The sequence below is a fragment of the Nonomuraea sp. NPDC050404 genome (genome assembly GCF_040655495.1).
Classification (GTDB): Bacteria; Actinomycetota; Actinomycetes; order Streptosporangiales; family Streptosporangiaceae; genus Nonomuraea.
Map to the genome: position 1 here is coordinate 1 of NZ_JBFAKB010000026.1, position 15,891 is coordinate 15,891.

Consider the following 15,891-nt stretch of genomic DNA (forward strand, 5'->3'; position numbering starts at 1 on the left):
GGTACTGCACTCGGGAGGGTGTGGGAGAGTAGGTCACCGCCGGACAATCTTTGTATGAGGGGAAGGGCCTCGACGCTGACGCGTCGGGGCCCTTTTCTCGTTTCCCGGGACATTCCCCGGCCCCCGGCCCTCAGCCGCCAGCCCCGGGCCGCCGGCCCCAGCCCCAGCCCCAGCCCCAGCCCCAGCCCCAGCCCCAGCCCCAGCCCCAGCCCCGGTTCCGGCACTGCCGGTACTGATCGGCACGGTGGCATCGGAGGTGCCGATCGGCACGGTGGCATCGGAGGCGGGTTGAGGGTCCGGTTGGCCGATGGTGGCCGGAGAGTCCAGACGGCTGGCGGTGGGCTCGGGGTTCGGCCAGGTTGGCGGTGGCTCGAGAGTCCGGCCGGATGGCGCTGGGCGGACAGTTTGGGTCGGCTGGCGGTGGGCTCGGGGACCGGCCAGGTTGGCGGTGGGCGGAGAGCCCGGCCAGCTGAGCTGTGGGCGGGAGCCTGGTCGGCTGGCGGTGGCTGAACAGTTCGGTCGGCTGGTGGTGGGTGGAGAGCCCGGCAAGTTGGCGGTGGGCCTGGGTGGGCACGGTCAGCGGCGTCACCCTGGGCCTGGCGGTGATCGTGGGCGGCCTGGCCCAGGCTTAGGATCCAGCCGGCCAGCGGTGGGCTTAGGATCCGGCTGCCTGCCTGCCTGCCTGCCTGCCTGCCTGCCTGCCTGCCTGCCTGCCTGCCTGCCTGCCTGGCGGTGGGCGGAGGCTCTGGTCGGCTGGCTGTGGGCTCAGGGTCTGGCGGGTAGCGGGTGGTTGAGGGTTCCCGGCCGGTTGGCGGGGGCCTCTAGTGGGGCCTGGAGCTGGGGTGCCAACGTCTGAGGGCGTGCCGTAGGTGCCAGCGCCAGGGCCCCTGACGTGTGCCGGGAGTGCAGGCTGGGCTGCGGTGGGAGCGGCACCCGCCCGCCCTGGGCTGAAGTCCCTGTTGGTTGTGCACGGCTTGGGATGCGTGCTCGGGCTCGGGGCCGTGTGCGGTGGGAGCGGCACCCGCTCGCCCGGGGGCTGAGGGGCCTGCTGGTTGCACGGTCTGGATGCGTGCTCGGGCCCGGGTCGTGTGCGGTGATAGCGACACTGGCCTGTGGCTGAGGGTTCTGTGGGGTCAGGGCTTTTGGTGCCGGATGCAGGTTACGGTTCCGAGCTCGTATGCGGAGGTGGCAGCACCCGCTCTGGGCTGAGGCTCCTGCAGGGGCATGGGTTCGATGCTGGATCCGCGCTGGGCCCTGGCACGTTTGCGGAGGTAGTAGCGGCGGGCGTGCGCCGGGGGCCTTTTGGCGTCGGTCGGGCTTTCGTGCTGCGCGGGGTGGCGCTTGTTGGGCTGGCTTATGAGTCTCGGGTTGTGCAGCAATACAGGCACCCGAGGGTCCTGAGGCTCGTTGGCGGTGGTGGCGATGCAGGGGGTAGTGCTGAGGTTCGGTTCCTGTTGGGTGCGGGGCTTGGACTGGGGTGCGGGATTTGGATGTGTGGAGGGGTTCAGGCTGGATTGCGGAGGTGGCGGGGGCTGGGTTGCGCGTTTGTAGTGGTGGTTTTCAGGAAGGGTTCTATTCGGTGGGGGATCTGGGTGGAGAGGGCGATGGTGGTGTCGGTGCGTTGGATTGCTGGTGAGGTCAGGATGTGGGCGATGATCTCTTGTAGGTGGTCCGTTGTGCGGGCCACTACGCGGCAGAGAAGGTCGTGTTGGCCGCTGGTGCCGTGGGCCTCGAGGATTTGTGGGACCGCCCTCAGTGCGGTGACGGCCTCGTCCAGGCGGCCCTGGGCGATCTGTAGCCAGACGAACGCCAGGATTGGGTAGCCGGCCTTGGGTGGAGAGACGGTGGGGCCGAAGTCTTCGATCACGCCGGCGTTGGTCAGCTTCTCGACGCGGGCCTGCACTGTGCCTCTGGCGACGCCGAGGAGGCGGGAGAGTTCGGTGAGGCCGATTCGGGGGTTGGCGCGCATGGTCACCAGGAGTTTGGTGTCTAGATCGTCCATGGGTGGTCCTTGTGGGACTGTGCGATTCGGTCAGTGAAGTCGGTGGTTTCCGTACGGAAATGAGCGTATCGCGCAGTTGGATTGGGCGCTCTTGCCAGTTTGTGGCGGGGTTGCTGTCATATGGGGCATGTTCGAGGAAGCTCAGTACTTCGCACCGCTGACGGCTCAGGACGATGGGTCGGTGGTGGTCGAGTTGGCGGAGTCGCATCCGGGGTTTGCGGATCCGGTTTATCGGGCGCGGCGGAACGCGATCGCGGAACTGGCGGTCAACTATCGGCGGGGGACGCCCATTCCCGCTGCCGAGTACACCGGGGCGGAGCATGAGGTCTGGGCGGCGGTCACGCGTGAGTTGAAGGTCAAGCACGCCGCGTACGCCACGGCCGAGTATCTGGAGGGGGCCGCGAGGCTGGGGCTGCCCGCGACACGGATTCCGCAGCTCGAAGAGGTGTCGGAGTTGCTGGAGCCGTTGACCGGGTTCCGGTATCTGCCGGCTGCGGGGCTGGTGCCTCTGCGGGAGTTCTACGGGGTGCTGGCGGAGGGGTTCTTTCACTCCACGCAGTACATCCGGCATCATTCCGTGCCGTTCTACACGCCGGAGCCGGACGTCGTTCACGAGGTGATCGGGCATGCCAACGCACTGGCGAACTCCCGGTACGCGGCGCTCTATCGGCTGGCCGGGCAGGCCGCTCGGCGGGTGGAGACGGAGGAGGCGCTGGAGTTCGTTTCGAAGGTGTTCTGGTTCACGCTGGAGTTCGGGGTGATGCGGGAGGGCGGCGAGCTCAAGGCGTACGGAGCGGGGATTCTGTCGTCGTATGGGGAGATCGAGGAGTTCCGGGGGATGGACATCCGGGAGCTGGATCTTGCGGCTATGGGGAGCATGGAGTACGACATCACGAAATATCAGGATGTGCTGTTCCGGGCCGAGTCGCTTCAGCATCTGGAGGACGTCGTGGGAGGGTTCTGGGACACGTGTGACGATGATTCGATCGCGAAATTGATCGCCGTTGGTGTCTAGCGGGTTGTTGGGAAACTTCGTGATAATGCTCGGGTGATCGCGGCCGGGGCGAAGGCGACACCACATCAGGGCACGACACCAGATCAGGGCATACGGGGCATTCCGAAGGCGACGCCACGACAGGTCATGCGGAGGGCGGTGCCTCGGCTGGTCGTCCTGGTTGCTCTGGCTTTGCCGCTGGTGATAGCGGATCGGCGGTTGCCCGCTGAGATGGCCGCTATGCCTTCCGGCTCCGAGTTGTCCGCTCCCGTGTCCGCCGCCGTCCGTGGGGTGGAGGCAGGGCGGGCCAGGGTGGTTGAGATGAGTGTGGGGCGGGAAGCGGTGCGGGCGGTGCCGGGGAAGCGGATCGCGCGGCGCCTCGACACATACCTGGCGGGGCGGCGAGGGCCGGTGACCGCCATGGTGAAGGATCTGGCCACCGGGCGGACCTATCGGTACAACGCGGGCGAGCGGCTGATCACCGCCAGCACGGCCAAGGTTCAGATCCTCGTCGCGCTGCTGCTGCGTACAACGTGGAAGAGGTTGTCCGCGGAGGTCAGGCGGGACGCCGAGATGATGATCCGCTACAGCGACAACCACGCGGCCGACCGCCTGTGGTCGCGCATCGGGGGTGCGGCGGGGTTCACGAAGGCGGGGGAGGCGTTCGGGCTGAGGCACACGCGCGGGGTGCCGGGAGCCTGTGAGGACCTGTACTGCTGGGGGATCACCCGGACGTCGGTGGATGATCAGGTACGGCTCATGCAGGGCCTGGTGTCGCGGAAGAGCCCGCTCAAGGCCGAGGATCGCGAGCAGGTGCTGAGGCTGATGGGCGCGGTCGTGGACGGCCAGGACTGGGGCATCAGCGCCGCCGCGTGCCGGGGGGAACGGGTGGCGCTGAAGAACGGCTGGCTCAAACGTGTCTCGACCAAGCGCTGGGCCACGATCAGCGTGGGGCTGATCAGGGGTGACGGGCGCGATTACGCCGTCGCCGTACTCACCGAGGGGAGCCCCGAGGTGGGGTACGGCATCGCGACCGTCGAAGGCGTCGCCGAGCGGATCATGCGAGATTTCCGGACATGCCGCGAAACGTGACCGGGGGAGGTCATGCGGGACTGCCGGACAGGCGTGGTGTGACCAGCCGGTAGCCCACCCCGCGTACGGTCTGGATGAGCTGGTCGTCCTCGTCGCCCAGGCGCGCCCGCAGCCGTTTGACGTGCACCGCTATGGTGTTCGTCGAGGTGTTCGCGGCGGCGTGCCAGACGTGGCGCATGATCTGCTCGCGGGTGACCGTGCGGTCGGCGTTGCGCATCAGGTACTGCAGCAGTTCGAACTCCCGCAGAGGCAGATGCACCGCCCGGCCGCCCACGCGTACCTGGTAGGCCTGCACGTCCAGCTCGACCCCGCCCACGGCCAGCACCTTGCGGGACTCGGGCGAGGCCGCCTGGATGAACGGCAGCAGCTCCGGCACCCGGTAGGGCCTGGCCACGCAGGCGGCGGCGCCCGCCGCGAGGGCGCGTACGGCCTGCTCGGCGTGGCCTTCGCCGACGCCGAGCAGCACGGGTACGGCACGCGCGAGCCGTACCGCACGGACGAACTCCACTGGGTCGATGACCGGCAGCGTGGCCGAGACGAGCACCACGTCCGGCTGGAGGGCGCCCGCCTGCAGCAGCCCTTGGGCGCCGTCGGGGGCGCCGGTGACGGCCACGCCCTCACGTTCGAGGGCGGTGGCCAGATCCTCCACGACGGCGCTGTCGGGGTCGGCGATGAGCAGTACGGGCTTGGTCCTCGTGTCCCCGTTCACCGTGGATGCCGCCTGCGGTTGGGTCATCAGCCGAAGCGTCCCGTGATGTAGTCCTCGGTAGCCTTCTGCGAAGGGTTGGTGAACATGCGGGACGTCTCGTCCATCTCGACGACCTTGCCGGGCTTGCCCTGCTCGGCCAGGTTGAAGAACGCGGTCCTGTCGCTGACCCGGGCGGCCTGCTGCATGTTGTGCGTGACGATGACGATCGTGTACTGATCCTTCAGCTTGGCCATCAGGTCCTCGATGGCCAGCGTGGAGATCGGGTCGAGCGCCGAGCACGGCTCGTCCATCAGCAGGACCTCCGGCTTGACCGCGATGGCGCGGGCGATGCAGAGGCGCTGCTGCTGACCGCCGGACAGGCCGGCGCCGGGCTTGGTGAGCCGGTCCTTGACCTCGTTCCAGAGGTTGGCGCCCTTCAGCGACTCCTCGACGATGCCGTCCATCTGGGACTTGTTGACGCGGCCGTTGAGCCGGAGCCCGGCGGCCACGTTCTCGTAGATCGACATCGTCGGGAACGGGTTGGGGCGCTGGAAGACCATGCCGATCATCCGGCGGACCGAGACGGGCTCGACGGTCGGGGCGTACAGGTCGTCGCCGTCGAGCAGCACCTTGCCCGTCACGCGTGCGCCGGGGATGACCTCGTGCATGCGGTTGAGCGTGCGCAGGAACGTCGACTTGCCGCATCCCGACGGGCCGATGAAGGCGGTGATCGAACGGGGCTCGATGGTCATCGACACGTCCTCGATCGCCTTGTGCGACCCGTAGAACGCGTCCAGACCCGAGACCTGGATCTGCTTGGACATTTCGGTGAAACCCCCTATCGGCCCCTGGCGGGCGCGCGCCACCACGCGATCAGGCGCGCCACCAGGTTGAGCAGCATGACGATCAGGATGAGCGTTAGGGCGCCGGTCCACGCCCGGTCGATGGCGGTGTCGTTGGGACGGGCCGCCTGGTCGAAGACGAACAGGGGCAGACCCAGCTGCGGCCCGCTGAACGGGTCGTTGTTGATGCTGTTCGTGAAGAACACCGTCATCAGCAGCGGGGCCGTCTCACCTGCCACCCGGGCCACGGCCAGCATGACGCCGGTGACGATGCCGGTGAACGCGGTCGGCAGCACGACCTTGACGATGGTGCGCCACTTGGGCACGCCCAGCGCGTACGAGGCCTCGCGCAGGTCGTTGGGCACCAGGCGCAACATCTCCTCCGCGGACCTGACGACGGTCGGCATCATCAGGATCGACAGCGCGAGCGCGCCCGCCCAGCCCGAGTACTGGAAGCCGAGGAAGAGGATCCAGAACGCGAAGACGAACAGGCCCGCAACGACGGAAGGGACGCCGGTCATGACGTCCACGAAGAAGCTGATGGCCCGGCTGAGCCGGCCGCCGTTGCCGTATTCGACCAGGTAGATGGCGGTGAACAGGCCGATGGGCACCGAGATGAGGGAGGCCAGCAGGACCTGTTCGAGTGTGCCCAGGATGGCGTGGTACGCGCCGCCGCCGGCGTCCCTGGCCCCGATGCCGTTCATCGAGTGGGTGAGGAACTCCAGGTCGAAGCGGGCCATGCCGTTGGAGATGACCAGCCAGAGCACGGAGACCAGCGGGACCACGGCGAGTGCGAACGCGAGATAGACCAGGCCCTGGACGAACTTGTCCTTGATCCGGCGGCCGGTCGAGATGTGCTGGATCGTTGTCATGCGCCGGCCCTCGCGTACTCCTTGCGGCGGTTGATGACCGCCCGCGCGGCAATGTTGACCAGCAACGTGATGACGAACAGCACCAGACCGGAGGCGATCAGCGCGCCCCGGCCGATGTCGGTCGCCTCGCCGTATCCGTTGGCGATGTTCGCCGCGATGCTGTTGGCGTTGGGGGTCAGGATCTGGAAGGTGATGTCGAAGGTGGCCGGGAAGATCAGCGCGACCGCGATGGTCTCACCCATGGCGCGGCCCAGGCCGAGCATGGCGGCGCTGATGACGCCGGGGCGGCCGAACGGCAGCACGGCCATCCTGATCATCTCCCAGCGGGTCGCGCCGAGGGCGAGCGCCGCCTCCTCGTTCATCTTCGGCGCCTGGAGGAAGACCTCGCGCGAGATGGCCGCGATGATGGGAAGGATCATGATGGCCAGGACGATGCCACCGGCGAGCATGGTCTTGCCGCCGATGACGCCTTCGCCGGCGAACAGCGGGAACCAGCCGAGGTTCTCGTTGAGCCACTGCGACGGGGTCCTGAGCAGGGGCACCAGGAACGCCACGCCCCACAGGCCGTAGACCACGCTGGGCACGGCGGCGAGCAGGTCGACCAGGTAGCCCAGGGGAGCCGCCAGGCGGCGGGGCGCGTAGTGGGAGATGAACAGCGCGACGCCGACCGCGACCGGGGTGGCGATGACGAGTGCGAGCGCCGAGCTGAGCACGGTGCCGAACGCCAGTGCCGCGATGCCGAACACGCCACTGCTGTTCGGCTCCCAGACCAGCTCGGTGAGGAAGTTGCCCTTGTTCGCCTGCAGGGCGGGGAGGGCCTCGGCGATGAGGAACACGGCGATGGCCGCCATGATCCCCAGCAGGAGGACGCCGGCCCCGGTGGAGACGATCCTGAAGGGTGCTTCACCATGGGATCGCCGCGAGGCGGACCGGTCAGTGGCCGATCCGCCGTCACGGGTACGTACGTTTGTCGTCATGGGGACTTAGGAGATCGCCTTGACCGCGGTCCGGACCTTCTCGAGCAGGGTGCCCGACAGCGGGGCGTAACCGAGCTCCTTGAGCGCGGCCTGGCCCTCGTCGCTGGAGGTGTACTCGAGGAAGCCCTTGACCACGGGCAGCTGGTCGGCGGCCAGGCCCTTCTCACAGGTGATCTCGTACGTCACCAGGACGATCGGGTAGGCGCCCGGGGTCTTGGTGGCGTAGTCGATCGACAGGGCGAGGTCGTTGCCGGTGCCCTTGATCTCGGCGGTCTCGACCGTCTTGGCCGCGCTCTCACCGGTGAGCTCGACGAACTCGCCGGCGCCGTTGGCGACCTTGGCCGTCTGCAGCGAGGAGTTCTCGGCGTAGGACATCTCGACGTAGCTGATCGCGCCTTCGGAGTCCTTGACGCTGGCGGCGATCTGGTCGGAGCCCTTGGCGCCGGTGCCCTTGGCCTCGGCGGGCCAGGCCTTGGCCGGCTCGTACGGCCAGTCGGCCTCGGCCGTGGCCTTGAGGAACTTGGTGAAGTTGTCGCTGGTGCCCGACTCGTCGGAGCGGTGGACCGCGTCGATCGGGGTGGAGGGCAGCGTGGCGTTGGGGTTGTCGGCCTTGATGGCCGCGTCGTCCCACTTGGTGATCTTGCTGTTGAAGATCCCGGCGAGCGTCTTGGGGGTGAGCTGCAGGCCCTCGACACCAGGCAGGTTGTAGACGACCGCGACCGGGCCGGTCACCATCGGGATGTTGATCGCCTTGCCGGTCTTGCAGCGGGCGTCGGCCTGGGCGGGCTCGTCGTCCTTCAGCGCCGAGTCGGAGCCGGCGAAGGCGACCTGGCCCTGAATGAAGGCCTGCACACCCGCGCCGGAGCCGCTGGGCTGGTAGTTGAGGGTCACACCAGGGTTCGTGGCCGTGAAGTTCTTCGTCCACTCGGTGATCGCGTTGGCCTGGGCAGAGGAGCCCGCGGCGTTGATCGAGCCACTCAGGCTGCTGGCACTCCCGGCGGCAGCGGATGCGCTGGCAGAGGAGGTGCCACTGCTCCCGGGGTTGTTGTTATCAGTGCCGCACGCAGCGAGCGAGAGCGCGCCGACGACGGCGACGGCGGCGAGCCGGCTTGCATACTTCACGGTTGGGTTCCTCCCACTTGGTCCTTAGTCGCCAGGAAAGCTATGCCGCGAAAGTGACTCGCCACCCGAGAGCAGATGAACAGGCGGTGAACGCTGCCGGTCGGCGCGCTGCATTCGCGATGGGGTGGTTTGAACTGCGGCCATAGCAGAGTGTTACCCACTCTTTGCTCAGAGCGAGCATGGGGTCCGGGTTCCGGCTGCGGCGGCGAGTGCACATTACGTCCCATATGGGGTTTTTCGCGAAACTGAGGGGGCTATTCGCGATTAATGAGCCCTACTCCTGCTCTTCACTTGCTGATCACCTTGGAGCGTGCCGCCGGCGGTGGTCACAATGGGTGTATGTCTTATCGCGTATGCCTGGTGTGCATGGGGAACATCTGCCGTTCACCTATGGCGGAGGTGGTGCTCCGCCGGACTCTGGCCGACCGCGGCCTGGAGGACCGCGTCACCGTCGAGAGCGCCGGAACCGGCGGGTGGCACGCCGGGGATCCCATGGACGAGCGGGCGCTGGAGATCCTGTCCCAGTACGGGTACGACGGCTCGGCGCATCGAGCCCGGCAGTTCACCAAAGATTGGTTCGACCGCTATGATCTCGTGATCGCCATGGACCGGGACAATCTGTCCACCCTGCGCCGGTTGGCGCCCTCCGGGGCCGAGGTGCGGTTGTTCCGCTCGTTCGACCCGGCCGCGCCGGAGGGCGCCGAGGTGCCGGACCCGTACTACGGGGGCCGGGAGGGATTTGAAGAGGTGCTCCGGCTGGTCGAGTCGGCCGCCGAGGGCGCGGCCAAGCACATCGCCGATGAGATCGACTGAGGACCTGGGCTCCTCGCACGGCTGCCGGCTGCGGCGGGGTGTGCTGGAGGACGGGCGCGAGGTGCTGGAGAAGAGCGGGCCCGCCCCGGACGCCTTCGCCTCCGAGGCCGCCGGGCTGCGCTGGCTGGGCGAGGCCATCGCCGTGCCCGAGGTGATCGAGGTGGCGCCCGACCGCCTCGTGATGTCCTGGGTACGTCAGGAGCCGCCCACCACGGCGTCGGCCGAGCGGTTCGGGCGGTCGCTGGCCCGGCTGCATCGGGCGGGCGCGCCGGGCTTCGGTGCGCCATGGGCCGGGTTCATCGCCGACCTGCCCATGGACAACGCGCCAGCCGACGACTGGCCGTCCTTCTACGCCGAGCGGCGGGTGTTGCCGTTCCTGCGGATGGCGCGGCTGCCCGCCTCTGACGTGGCGCTGGTGGAGCGGGCCGTGGGGCGCTTCGCGGAGGTCGCGGGGCCCGCGGAGCCGCCCGCGCGGATCCATGGGGATCTGTGGAGCGGGAACGTGTTGTGGTCCGGTGGGGGCGGGGTGCTGATCGATCCGGCGGCCCATGGGGGGCATCGGGAGACGGATCTGGCGATGCTGGAGTTGTTCGGGTTGCCGTACCTCGATCGGGTGCTGGGGGCCTACCGGGAGGAGTGGCCGATGGCGGAGGGGTGGAAGGGGCGGGTGCCGCTGCATCAGCTGCATCCGCTGCTCGTGCACGTGGTGCTGTACGGGGGGAGCTATCGCGACGGGTTGATGGGCGCGGTGCGGCGGGTGCTGACGCTCTAGCCCTCTAGCTTGAGTGTGGTGCGGTGGGCTTCGGCGCTCTAGCTTTTCTGGCGCTTGCGGTAGGCGCGTTGCTGGCAGGCGCGGGAGCAGTAGACGCGGGGGCGGCCCGAGGTCGCGGGGTCCAGGGGGTTGCCGCACTCGGGACATGTTTCGTCACGGTTTTCATCACGTTCGCGGATGAGGACCTCGATGCCGTCCAGGAGGCGGCGCAGGCCGAACTCGAAGGAGTCCTCCGGGTGGTCCCAGCCGCCCGTCTCCCACAGGCGGGTGATCGTGGGGTAGTGGTTGAGCTGCTCGTACAGGGCGTCGCGGGAGCCCCACCACTCCTGTTCCGACACGCCGCTGCGCTGCTCCTCGCGCCGCGTCTCGACAATGAGCAGGGCCTCGGCGTCCACGAGGCGGCCGATCAGGCCGACGACCGCGATCACCTCAGAGGGCCTGAGCGCGGTGCCGGTCAGGGTCGCGAGCATGCGGTCATACTGCGCGACGGCGTTGGGGCCGGGGATGTGCCGGGTGCCGCGTACCTCGGCCAGCCACGGGTGCCGCATGCGCAGCTCCAGCGCCTGCCTGGCGACCGCCGCCAGCCCGGCGCGCCAGCCGGAAGGCCGATCGGCGTCCGGCGGGCGCTCGCCCATGACCTCGTCGCGCATGAGCTCGACGAGCTGGTCGCGGCCGGGCACGTGGCGGTAGAGGGACATGGTGGTGAAGCCCAGCCGGTCGGCGACCTTGCGCATGGACAGGCCCTCCAGGCCCTCGGCGTCGGCCAGCTCGATGGCCGCGCGCACGATCCTGGCCACAGACAGGCCGGGTCGCGGCTCGCGCCCCTCCTCCTGCCGCCACAGCAGCTCGACTCCGCGGTCGGGATCCGGCGTCATTGGCATCATCCTAGTTTATGGTGTACGACTATGTGTACAGCATAAACAGGAAGGCGGTATGAGATGTTCCACTTCCACGTCGCTCCCACAGGGGACGACTCCGGGCCAGGGTCCGTGGACAGGCCGTTCCGCACCCTGGAGCGGGCCAGGTCGGCGGCCCGCGAGGTTTCCGGCGAGGCCGTGGTGTCCCTCAGGGGCGGGACCCACGTTCCGGCCGGGACGTTCGAGCTCACGGAGGCCGACTCGGGGACCACGTACCAGGCCTACGGTTACGGCACGCCAGAAAAGGAGGAGGCCGTCGTGAGCGGCGGCCGGCCCATCTCCGGATTGCGGGAGCAGGACGGCGTCTGGCTGGCCGACGTCGGCGACCTGGAGATCCGCCAGCTCTACGTGGACGGCCGCCGGGCCGCCCGCGCCGCCGTCCCCGGCCTGCCCGGCACGGCTACCGTCACCGCGACCGGCTACGTCACCGACAGCGCCGAGCCGCGCGAGTGGCGGGGCGTCGAGTTCGTCTACCGGGGCGTCTACCCCTGGACGGAGGCCCGCCTTTCCGTGGCCGGGGTCGCGGCCGACGGGGACGGGACGGCGATCACCATGGCGGAACCGGGCTTCGGGTGGGCCACCGAGCTGTACAACTCCACCTGGGAAGGCAACACCTCCCACGGTCCCGGCCTGCCCACCAGCGTCGAGAACCACCCCGGCTTCCTGCGCGAGCCTGGCACCTTCGTGCTCGACCGGTCCCGGCCGGGGGAGCACGTGCTGATGTACCTGCCCCTGCCGGGCGAGGACCCGGCGCGTACGCGGGTGGTCGCGCCGGTCCTGGAGCGGCTGGTGAGCGTCGAGGGCACGCGCGACGTGGCGTTCAGGGGCCTGGTGTTCGCCGAGGCGACGTGGCTGCGGCCCGGCCGGCCCGGGGGTTTCGTGCACTACCACGGCAGCGGCTACTACGAGGGCGGCGGCGTCGAGACGGCCGAGCTGGGGGAAGGCTCCTCCGTGACGTATCCTGCCGCTTCCGTCACGATTCCGGCCTGCGTGACGTTCGAGGACACGTCAGGGACCGTCGAGGGGTGCCGGTTCACCCGGCTCGGAGCCACCGGGCTGGGCATCTCCGGAGGCGACGGGTTCGCGGTGCGCGGTTGTGACTTCGACACGCTGTCCGCCGGGGCGATCATGGTGTCCGGCGGCCGGGGGCCCACGATCGAGGACAACCGGGTGCGGCGGACGGGGCTGGAGTACAGCGGGTCGCCGGGGATCTCGGTGACCGGCACGAACGGATGCGTCGTCGCGCACAACGAGGTCACGCAGGTGCCCCACTGCGGCATCGTGGCCGGGGTGGGCGAAGGCACCAGGATCCTGCGCAACCTGACCGTGGACACCTTGCAGGTGCTGGCCGACGGGGGCGGGGTCTACATGTCGGGACCCCAGGGCGACGGGCCGGAGAACGGGGCCGAGGTGCGGGGCAACGTGATCAAGGACACGCGCACGCCGTACAACTTCGGGCTCTACCTCGACTACGGGGCCAGCTGGGTGACGGTCGAGGAGAACGTGGTCATGCACGCCGACAACACGAGCGTGCTGCACGTGGGGCCGCCGCTGTCGGACGTCGTCTTCCGTGGCAACTTCTGGGACGCCGATCCGCTGGGGCACGACAATCCGCCGAGCGGGGTGACGTACGAGGGGAATGTGACGCTCAAAGATGAACACGACCTGAACGCCGCCACCGAGGCGATCCGGTCCCGGGCCGGTCTCCTGCGCGGCTAGCTCCTGATCGAGGTGCCGTTGAGCCGGTCGATCACCTCGTTGTGCAGGACGCCGTTCGTGCAGACGAGGCTGCCGCCCTCCAGGCCCTTGACCCCCGCCACGTCCGTCCAGACGCCGCCGGCCTCCTCGACGATCACGGTGAGCGCGGCCATGTCCCACGGGGACAGCTCCGGCTCGGCCGACAGGTCCACCGAACCCTCGGCGACCATCATGTGCGACCAGAAGTCGCCGTAGGCCCGCGTACGCCAGCAGGCGCGGGTCAGGCCGACGAAGTTGTCGAGCTTGCCGGCCTTCTCCCAGCCGTGCAGGCTGGAGTAGGAGAACGAGGCGTCATCCAGCGTCGAGACGGACGAGACCCGCATGCGGGAAGCCTTGGTCAGGCTCTTGCCCGTCCACGCCCCGCCCTCGGCCGCCGCCCACCAGCGCCGGCCGAGCGCGGGGGCCGACACCAGGCCGACGACGACCCTGCCGTACTCCATGAGCGCGATCAGCGTGGCCCACACCGGGACGCCGCGCACGTAGTTCTTGGTGCCGTCGATGGGGTCGATGATCCACGACCTGGCGCCCCACCCGGTCTTGCCGAACTCCTCGCCCACCACGGCGTCGCGTGGCCTGGCGCGGCGCAGCGTGCCCCGGATGGCCTCCTCCACGGCACGGTCGGCGTCGCTCACCGGCGTCAGATCCGGCTTGGTCTCGATCTTGAGATCGACCGCCTTGAACCGCCGCATGGTCAGGTCATCGGCGGCATCCGCCATGACATGCGCGAGACGAAGATCATCGGAATAACCCTGCACGATCGCCCACGCTACCGTGTCGGCTATCCAGAACATCAGTCGCGAGCGCCCCTTTTCTGGTAACTCTGATTCCGGAGGGGCCGATATGGCCCCTTTGGGTAGTTGTGGTTGACAGGCGGGCCCGGTCATGGCTGATGATCGGGCATGAACGCCTTGATCCGGGCGGCTCTGGTGGGAGCCGTGGTCGGCCTCACGGAAGCCGCGCTGGCCGCCCACCTGAGTGTGTTCACGCTTCTCATGATGCTGCTGGTGCCCGTTCCGCTGAGCCTGGCGCTGTCCTACTGGGGCAGGCTCCCCCGATGGTGGCTGGTGGCGCTCCTGGGACCGGTCGGCGCCATCGCGTGTTTCGGCATGCTGCCGGTCACACCTGCGGAACTGGCGGGAATGACCGGGTGGGTCGGTTATCCGGCCTTCATGGGGTTGTGCGCGCTCGGCTTCGCGCTGGCCACGTTCTGGGTGGTGCCGGCGGGACGGGCGGCGCGACTGACCGCGGTCGGGGCGTTCGCGGTCTTCAGCGTCACCGCCCTGCTGGGACGGGACTCCATCACGGTGCTGGTCGCCGCCCAGACGGCGGTTCGCGATGGATTGCCCCTTGTTGCCGCCAAGCTGCCGGACTATCGCCTCACCGACGTCACCGTCGATGACGGCAGGCACCTCATCCTCTCCTACGAACGGTCACGCGACGGTCAGGAGCTGATGCTCCAGGTCGAGCGGAGGAGCGAGAAGACGCCCCGGTCGGCTTGCGCGGACGTCGCCGAGTCGGGAGCGAACGACTGCCGCGAGGTGGCGGACGGGGTCTGGAGAGACGAGAGCGACCCTGGCATGTTGCTGTTCGCCGTGCGCGGGGACGCGTTCATCGAGGCCTACAACGAAGTGGCGACGCAGGAGGACGTGCTCGCCGTGCTGCGGGCCGTTCGCCCGGTCCAGTGGTGGGAACTGGCCTGGTCCTGACCGCCGGGCTGTCTCGCCGGGCTGTCTCGCCGGGCTGTCTCGCCGGGCTGACCGCCGGGCTGCCTCGCCGGGCTGTCTCAGGGCGCCGCCTCATCCCCGACGGGCTCGCGCCGGGACGCGGCCGCCGGGTCGTCAGGGGCGTCCTCACGGCTGTCCGGGACGCTCTCGCGGTTGTCAGGGGGGTCCTCACGGCTGTCTGGGACGCTCTCGCGGCTGTCGGGGGCGCTCTCGCGGTTGTCAGGGGCGCTTTCGCGGCTGTCCAGGGTGCCCTCGCGGCTGGAGAGCAGGCGGCGCAGGGACTCCAGGCGGGCGGGGTCGGCCTTGCCCGCCGCCACCCACGCGTCCAGCGCGCAGCCGTCACCCAGGTGCGTGCAGCCCTTCGGGCAGTCCACCGTACGCTCGATCAGGTCGGGGAAGGCCGCCAGCACCGTCTCCACCGACACGTGGGCCAGCCCGAAGCTGCGCACGCCCGGTGTGTCGATGATCCAGCCGCCCTCGGGCAACTCCAGTGCCACGGCCGAGGTGGAGGTGTGGCGGCCCCGGCCGGTGACCGCGTTGACCTGCGAGACGGCCCGGTTGGCGTCCGGGACCAGGGCGTTGACCAGCGTGGACTTGCCCACGCCTGAATGCCCCACCAGTACGCTGATGCGCCCGGTCAGGTGGTCGCGCAGCTCGTCGAGGGCGGCGCCCTTGTGCACCACGACGTGCGGCACGCCCAGCGGTTCGTAGAGGGACACCAGCTCGTCGGGCGGGGCGAGGTCGGACTTGGTGAGGCAGAGCAGGGTGTCGATCTCGGCGTCGAAGGCCGCCACCAGGATCCTGTCGATCATGCGCGGACGGGGTGGCGGGTCGGCCAGCGCGGTCACGATGACGAGCTGGTCGGCGTTGGCCACGACCGGGCGCTCTATGCCGTCGGTGTCCTCGGTGTCGTCGGCCGAGCGGCGCAACATCGAGGTGCGCGGCTCCACGCGTACGACCCTGGCCAGCGTGTCGGGGCGGCCGGAGACGTCTCCGACCAGCGCCACCCTGTCGCCCACCACGATGCCCTTGCGGCCCAGCTCGCGGGCCTTCATGGCCATCACGAGCCGGCGCTGGGGCGGCTTGCGCTTCTGGGCCGAGCCCTTCGGGCGCTCCGGCTCGACCAGCGTCGTGTAGCGGCCCCGGTCCACGGCCACCACGAACCCCTCGACGGCGTCCTCGTGCGCGGGACGGATCCGGGTCCTGGGCCTGGAGCCCTTGCCTGGCCTGACCCGTACGTCGTCCTCGTCGTACTGCCGCTTGCTCAGCGGTCCGCTCCCATACGCTCGTTACCCCTCTGTTGTGCTGGTGGACTGTC

15 protein-coding genes and 1 pseudogene are annotated in these 15,891 nt (G+C 69.3%); 7 read left to right on the forward strand and 9 right to left on the reverse strand.

Features of this window, described 5'->3' with window-relative positions:
- The first annotated feature begins 476 nt into the window (after positions 1 to 476).
- Positions 477 to 632 carry a hypothetical protein gene (locus AB0I81_RS48020; RefSeq protein ID WP_360672962.1) on the forward strand — a complete coding sequence of 52 codons (156 nt, stop codon included), beginning with the start codon at positions 477 to 479 and terminating at the stop codon, positions 630 to 632.
- Between the two features lie 872 nt (positions 633 to 1,504).
- Here AB0I81_RS48020 and AB0I81_RS48025 read toward each other — a convergent pair.
- Entirely contained in the window at positions 1,505 to 2,002 is a 498-nt protein-coding gene (locus AB0I81_RS48025; RefSeq protein WP_360672965.1) for an Lrp/AsnC family transcriptional regulator, read from the reverse strand.
- A 181-nt stretch (positions 2,003 to 2,183) separates the two neighbouring features.
- Here AB0I81_RS48025 and AB0I81_RS48030 point away from each other — a divergent pair, with 181 nt between their 5' ends.
- Together AB0I81_RS48030 and AB0I81_RS48035 are read left to right on the forward strand one after the other, a co-directional pair.
- Positions 2,184 to 3,017 carry a phenylalanine 4-monooxygenase gene (locus AB0I81_RS48030; RefSeq protein WP_360672968.1) on the forward strand — a complete coding sequence of 278 codons (834 nt, stop codon included), beginning with the start codon at positions 2,184 to 2,186 and terminating at the stop codon, positions 3,015 to 3,017.
- 300 nt (positions 3,018 to 3,317) lie between these two features.
- Positions 3,318 to 4,088, forward strand: coding sequence for a serine hydrolase (locus AB0I81_RS48035; RefSeq protein WP_360672971.1), 771 nt, complete (start codon positions 3,318 to 3,320; stop codon positions 4,086 to 4,088).
- A gap of 10 nt (positions 4,089 to 4,098) precedes the next feature.
- Here the strand turns inward: AB0I81_RS48035 and AB0I81_RS48040 are convergent, their stop codons facing one another.
- Genes AB0I81_RS48040 through pstS form a run of 5 tightly spaced genes read right to left on the reverse strand, consistent with a single transcriptional unit; the run spans position 4,099 to position 8,589 of the window.
- Positions 4,099 to 4,824 (reverse strand): response regulator transcription factor, encoded by a 726-nt coding sequence (locus AB0I81_RS48040; protein ID WP_360672974.1) that lies wholly within the window; start codon positions 4,822 to 4,824, stop codon positions 4,099 to 4,101.
- Entirely contained in the window at positions 4,824 to 5,600 is a 777-nt protein-coding gene (gene pstB / locus AB0I81_RS48045) for a phosphate ABC transporter ATP-binding protein PstB (RefSeq protein ID WP_360672977.1), read from the reverse strand. Before pstB ends, AB0I81_RS48040 begins: the two co-directional genes overlap by 1 nt.
- Positions 5,601 to 5,614: 14 nt before the next feature.
- Positions 5,615 to 6,490, reverse strand: coding sequence for a phosphate ABC transporter permease PstA (gene pstA / locus AB0I81_RS48050; protein ID WP_360672980.1), 876 nt, complete (start codon positions 6,488 to 6,490; stop codon positions 5,615 to 5,617).
- Positions 6,487 to 7,467 (reverse strand): phosphate ABC transporter permease subunit PstC, encoded by a 981-nt coding sequence (gene pstC / locus AB0I81_RS48055; RefSeq protein ID WP_360672983.1) that lies wholly within the window; start codon positions 7,465 to 7,467, stop codon positions 6,487 to 6,489. The genes pstA and pstC overlap by 4 nt, the downstream gene beginning before the upstream one ends.
- A gap of 6 nt (positions 7,468 to 7,473) precedes the next feature.
- On the reverse strand, positions 7,474 to 8,589 hold the full coding sequence (pstS, locus tag AB0I81_RS48060) for a phosphate ABC transporter substrate-binding protein PstS (protein WP_360672986.1): 1,116 nt from the start codon (positions 8,587 to 8,589) through the stop codon (positions 7,474 to 7,476).
- Positions 8,590 to 8,928: 339 nt separating this feature from the next.
- Here pstS and AB0I81_RS48065 point away from each other — a divergent pair, with 339 nt between their 5' ends.
- Together AB0I81_RS48065 and AB0I81_RS48070 are read left to right on the forward strand one after the other, a co-directional pair.
- Positions 8,929 to 9,402 carry a low molecular weight protein-tyrosine-phosphatase gene (locus tag AB0I81_RS48065; protein WP_360672989.1) on the forward strand — a complete coding sequence of 158 codons (474 nt, stop codon included), beginning with the start codon at positions 8,929 to 8,931 and terminating at the stop codon, positions 9,400 to 9,402.
- Positions 9,389 to 10,174 carry a fructosamine kinase family protein gene (locus AB0I81_RS48070; protein WP_360672992.1) on the forward strand — a complete coding sequence of 262 codons (786 nt, stop codon included), beginning with the start codon at positions 9,389 to 9,391 and terminating at the stop codon, positions 10,172 to 10,174. Before AB0I81_RS48065 ends, AB0I81_RS48070 begins: the two co-directional genes overlap by 14 nt.
- Before the next feature lie 38 nt (positions 10,175 to 10,212).
- Here the strand turns inward: AB0I81_RS48070 and AB0I81_RS48075 are convergent, their stop codons facing one another.
- Positions 10,213 to 11,049: a TetR/AcrR family transcriptional regulator gene (locus tag AB0I81_RS48075; protein WP_360672995.1), complete on the reverse strand. Its 837-nt coding sequence runs from the start codon at positions 11,047 to 11,049 to the stop codon at positions 10,213 to 10,215.
- A gap of 63 nt (positions 11,050 to 11,112) precedes the next feature.
- Between AB0I81_RS48075 and AB0I81_RS48080 the strand changes: the two genes are divergently transcribed.
- On the forward strand, positions 11,113 to 12,810 hold the full coding sequence (locus tag AB0I81_RS48080; protein ID WP_360672998.1) for a right-handed parallel beta-helix repeat-containing protein: 1,698 nt from the start codon (positions 11,113 to 11,115) through the stop codon (positions 12,808 to 12,810).
- Here the strand turns inward: AB0I81_RS48080 and hisN are convergent.
- On the reverse strand, positions 12,807 to 13,604 hold the full coding sequence (gene hisN / locus AB0I81_RS48085) for a histidinol-phosphatase (protein ID WP_360673444.1): 798 nt from the start codon (positions 13,602 to 13,604) through the stop codon (positions 12,807 to 12,809). The genes AB0I81_RS48080 and hisN overlap by 4 nt on opposite strands.
- Before the next feature lie 144 nt (positions 13,605 to 13,748).
- Here hisN and AB0I81_RS48090 point away from each other — a divergent pair, with 144 nt between their 5' ends.
- Positions 13,749 to 14,555 (forward strand): hypothetical protein, encoded by an 807-nt coding sequence (locus AB0I81_RS48090; RefSeq protein WP_360673001.1) that lies wholly within the window; start codon positions 13,749 to 13,751, stop codon positions 14,553 to 14,555.
- Positions 14,556 to 14,812: 257 nt separating this feature from the next.
- Here AB0I81_RS48090 and rsgA read toward each other — a convergent pair.
- Positions 14,813 to 15,841: pseudogene (rsgA, locus tag AB0I81_RS48095) on the reverse strand (ribosome small subunit-dependent GTPase A); the annotation flags it as partial.
- Between the last annotated feature and the right edge of the window lie 50 nt (positions 15,842 to 15,891).

Excerpts from the sequence above, each read along its gene's own strand:
- AB0I81_RS48025 (WP_360672965.1), bottom strand. The coding sequence starts at position 2,002 with ATGGACGATCTAGACACCAAACTCCTGGTGACCATGCGCGCCAACCCC.
- AB0I81_RS48035 (WP_360672971.1), top strand. The coding sequence starts at position 3,318 with ATGAGTGTGGGGCGGGAAGCGGTGCGGGCGGTGCCGGGGAAGCGGATC.
- AB0I81_RS48040 (WP_360672974.1), bottom strand. The coding sequence starts at position 4,824 with ATGACCCAACCGCAGGCGGCATCCACGGTGAACGGGGACACGAGGACC.
- pstB (WP_360672977.1), bottom strand. The coding sequence starts at position 5,600 with ATGTCCAAGCAGATCCAGGTCTCGGGTCTGGACGCGTTCTACGGGTCG.
- pstA (WP_360672980.1), bottom strand. The coding sequence starts at position 6,490 with ATGACAACGATCCAGCACATCTCGACCGGCCGCCGGATCAAGGACAAG.
- pstC (WP_360672983.1), bottom strand. The coding sequence starts at position 7,467 with ATGACGACAAACGTACGTACCCGTGACGGCGGATCGGCCACTGACCGG.
- AB0I81_RS48065 (WP_360672989.1), top strand. The coding sequence starts at position 8,929 with ATGTCTTATCGCGTATGCCTGGTGTGCATGGGGAACATCTGCCGTTCA.
- AB0I81_RS48070 (WP_360672992.1), top strand. The coding sequence starts at position 9,389 with ATGAGATCGACTGAGGACCTGGGCTCCTCGCACGGCTGCCGGCTGCGG.
- AB0I81_RS48075 (WP_360672995.1), bottom strand. The coding sequence starts at position 11,049 with ATGACGCCGGATCCCGACCGCGGAGTCGAGCTGCTGTGGCGGCAGGAG.
- AB0I81_RS48080 (WP_360672998.1), top strand. The coding sequence starts at position 11,113 with ATGTTCCACTTCCACGTCGCTCCCACAGGGGACGACTCCGGGCCAGGG.
- AB0I81_RS48090 (WP_360673001.1), top strand. The coding sequence starts at position 13,749 with ATGAACGCCTTGATCCGGGCGGCTCTGGTGGGAGCCGTGGTCGGCCTC.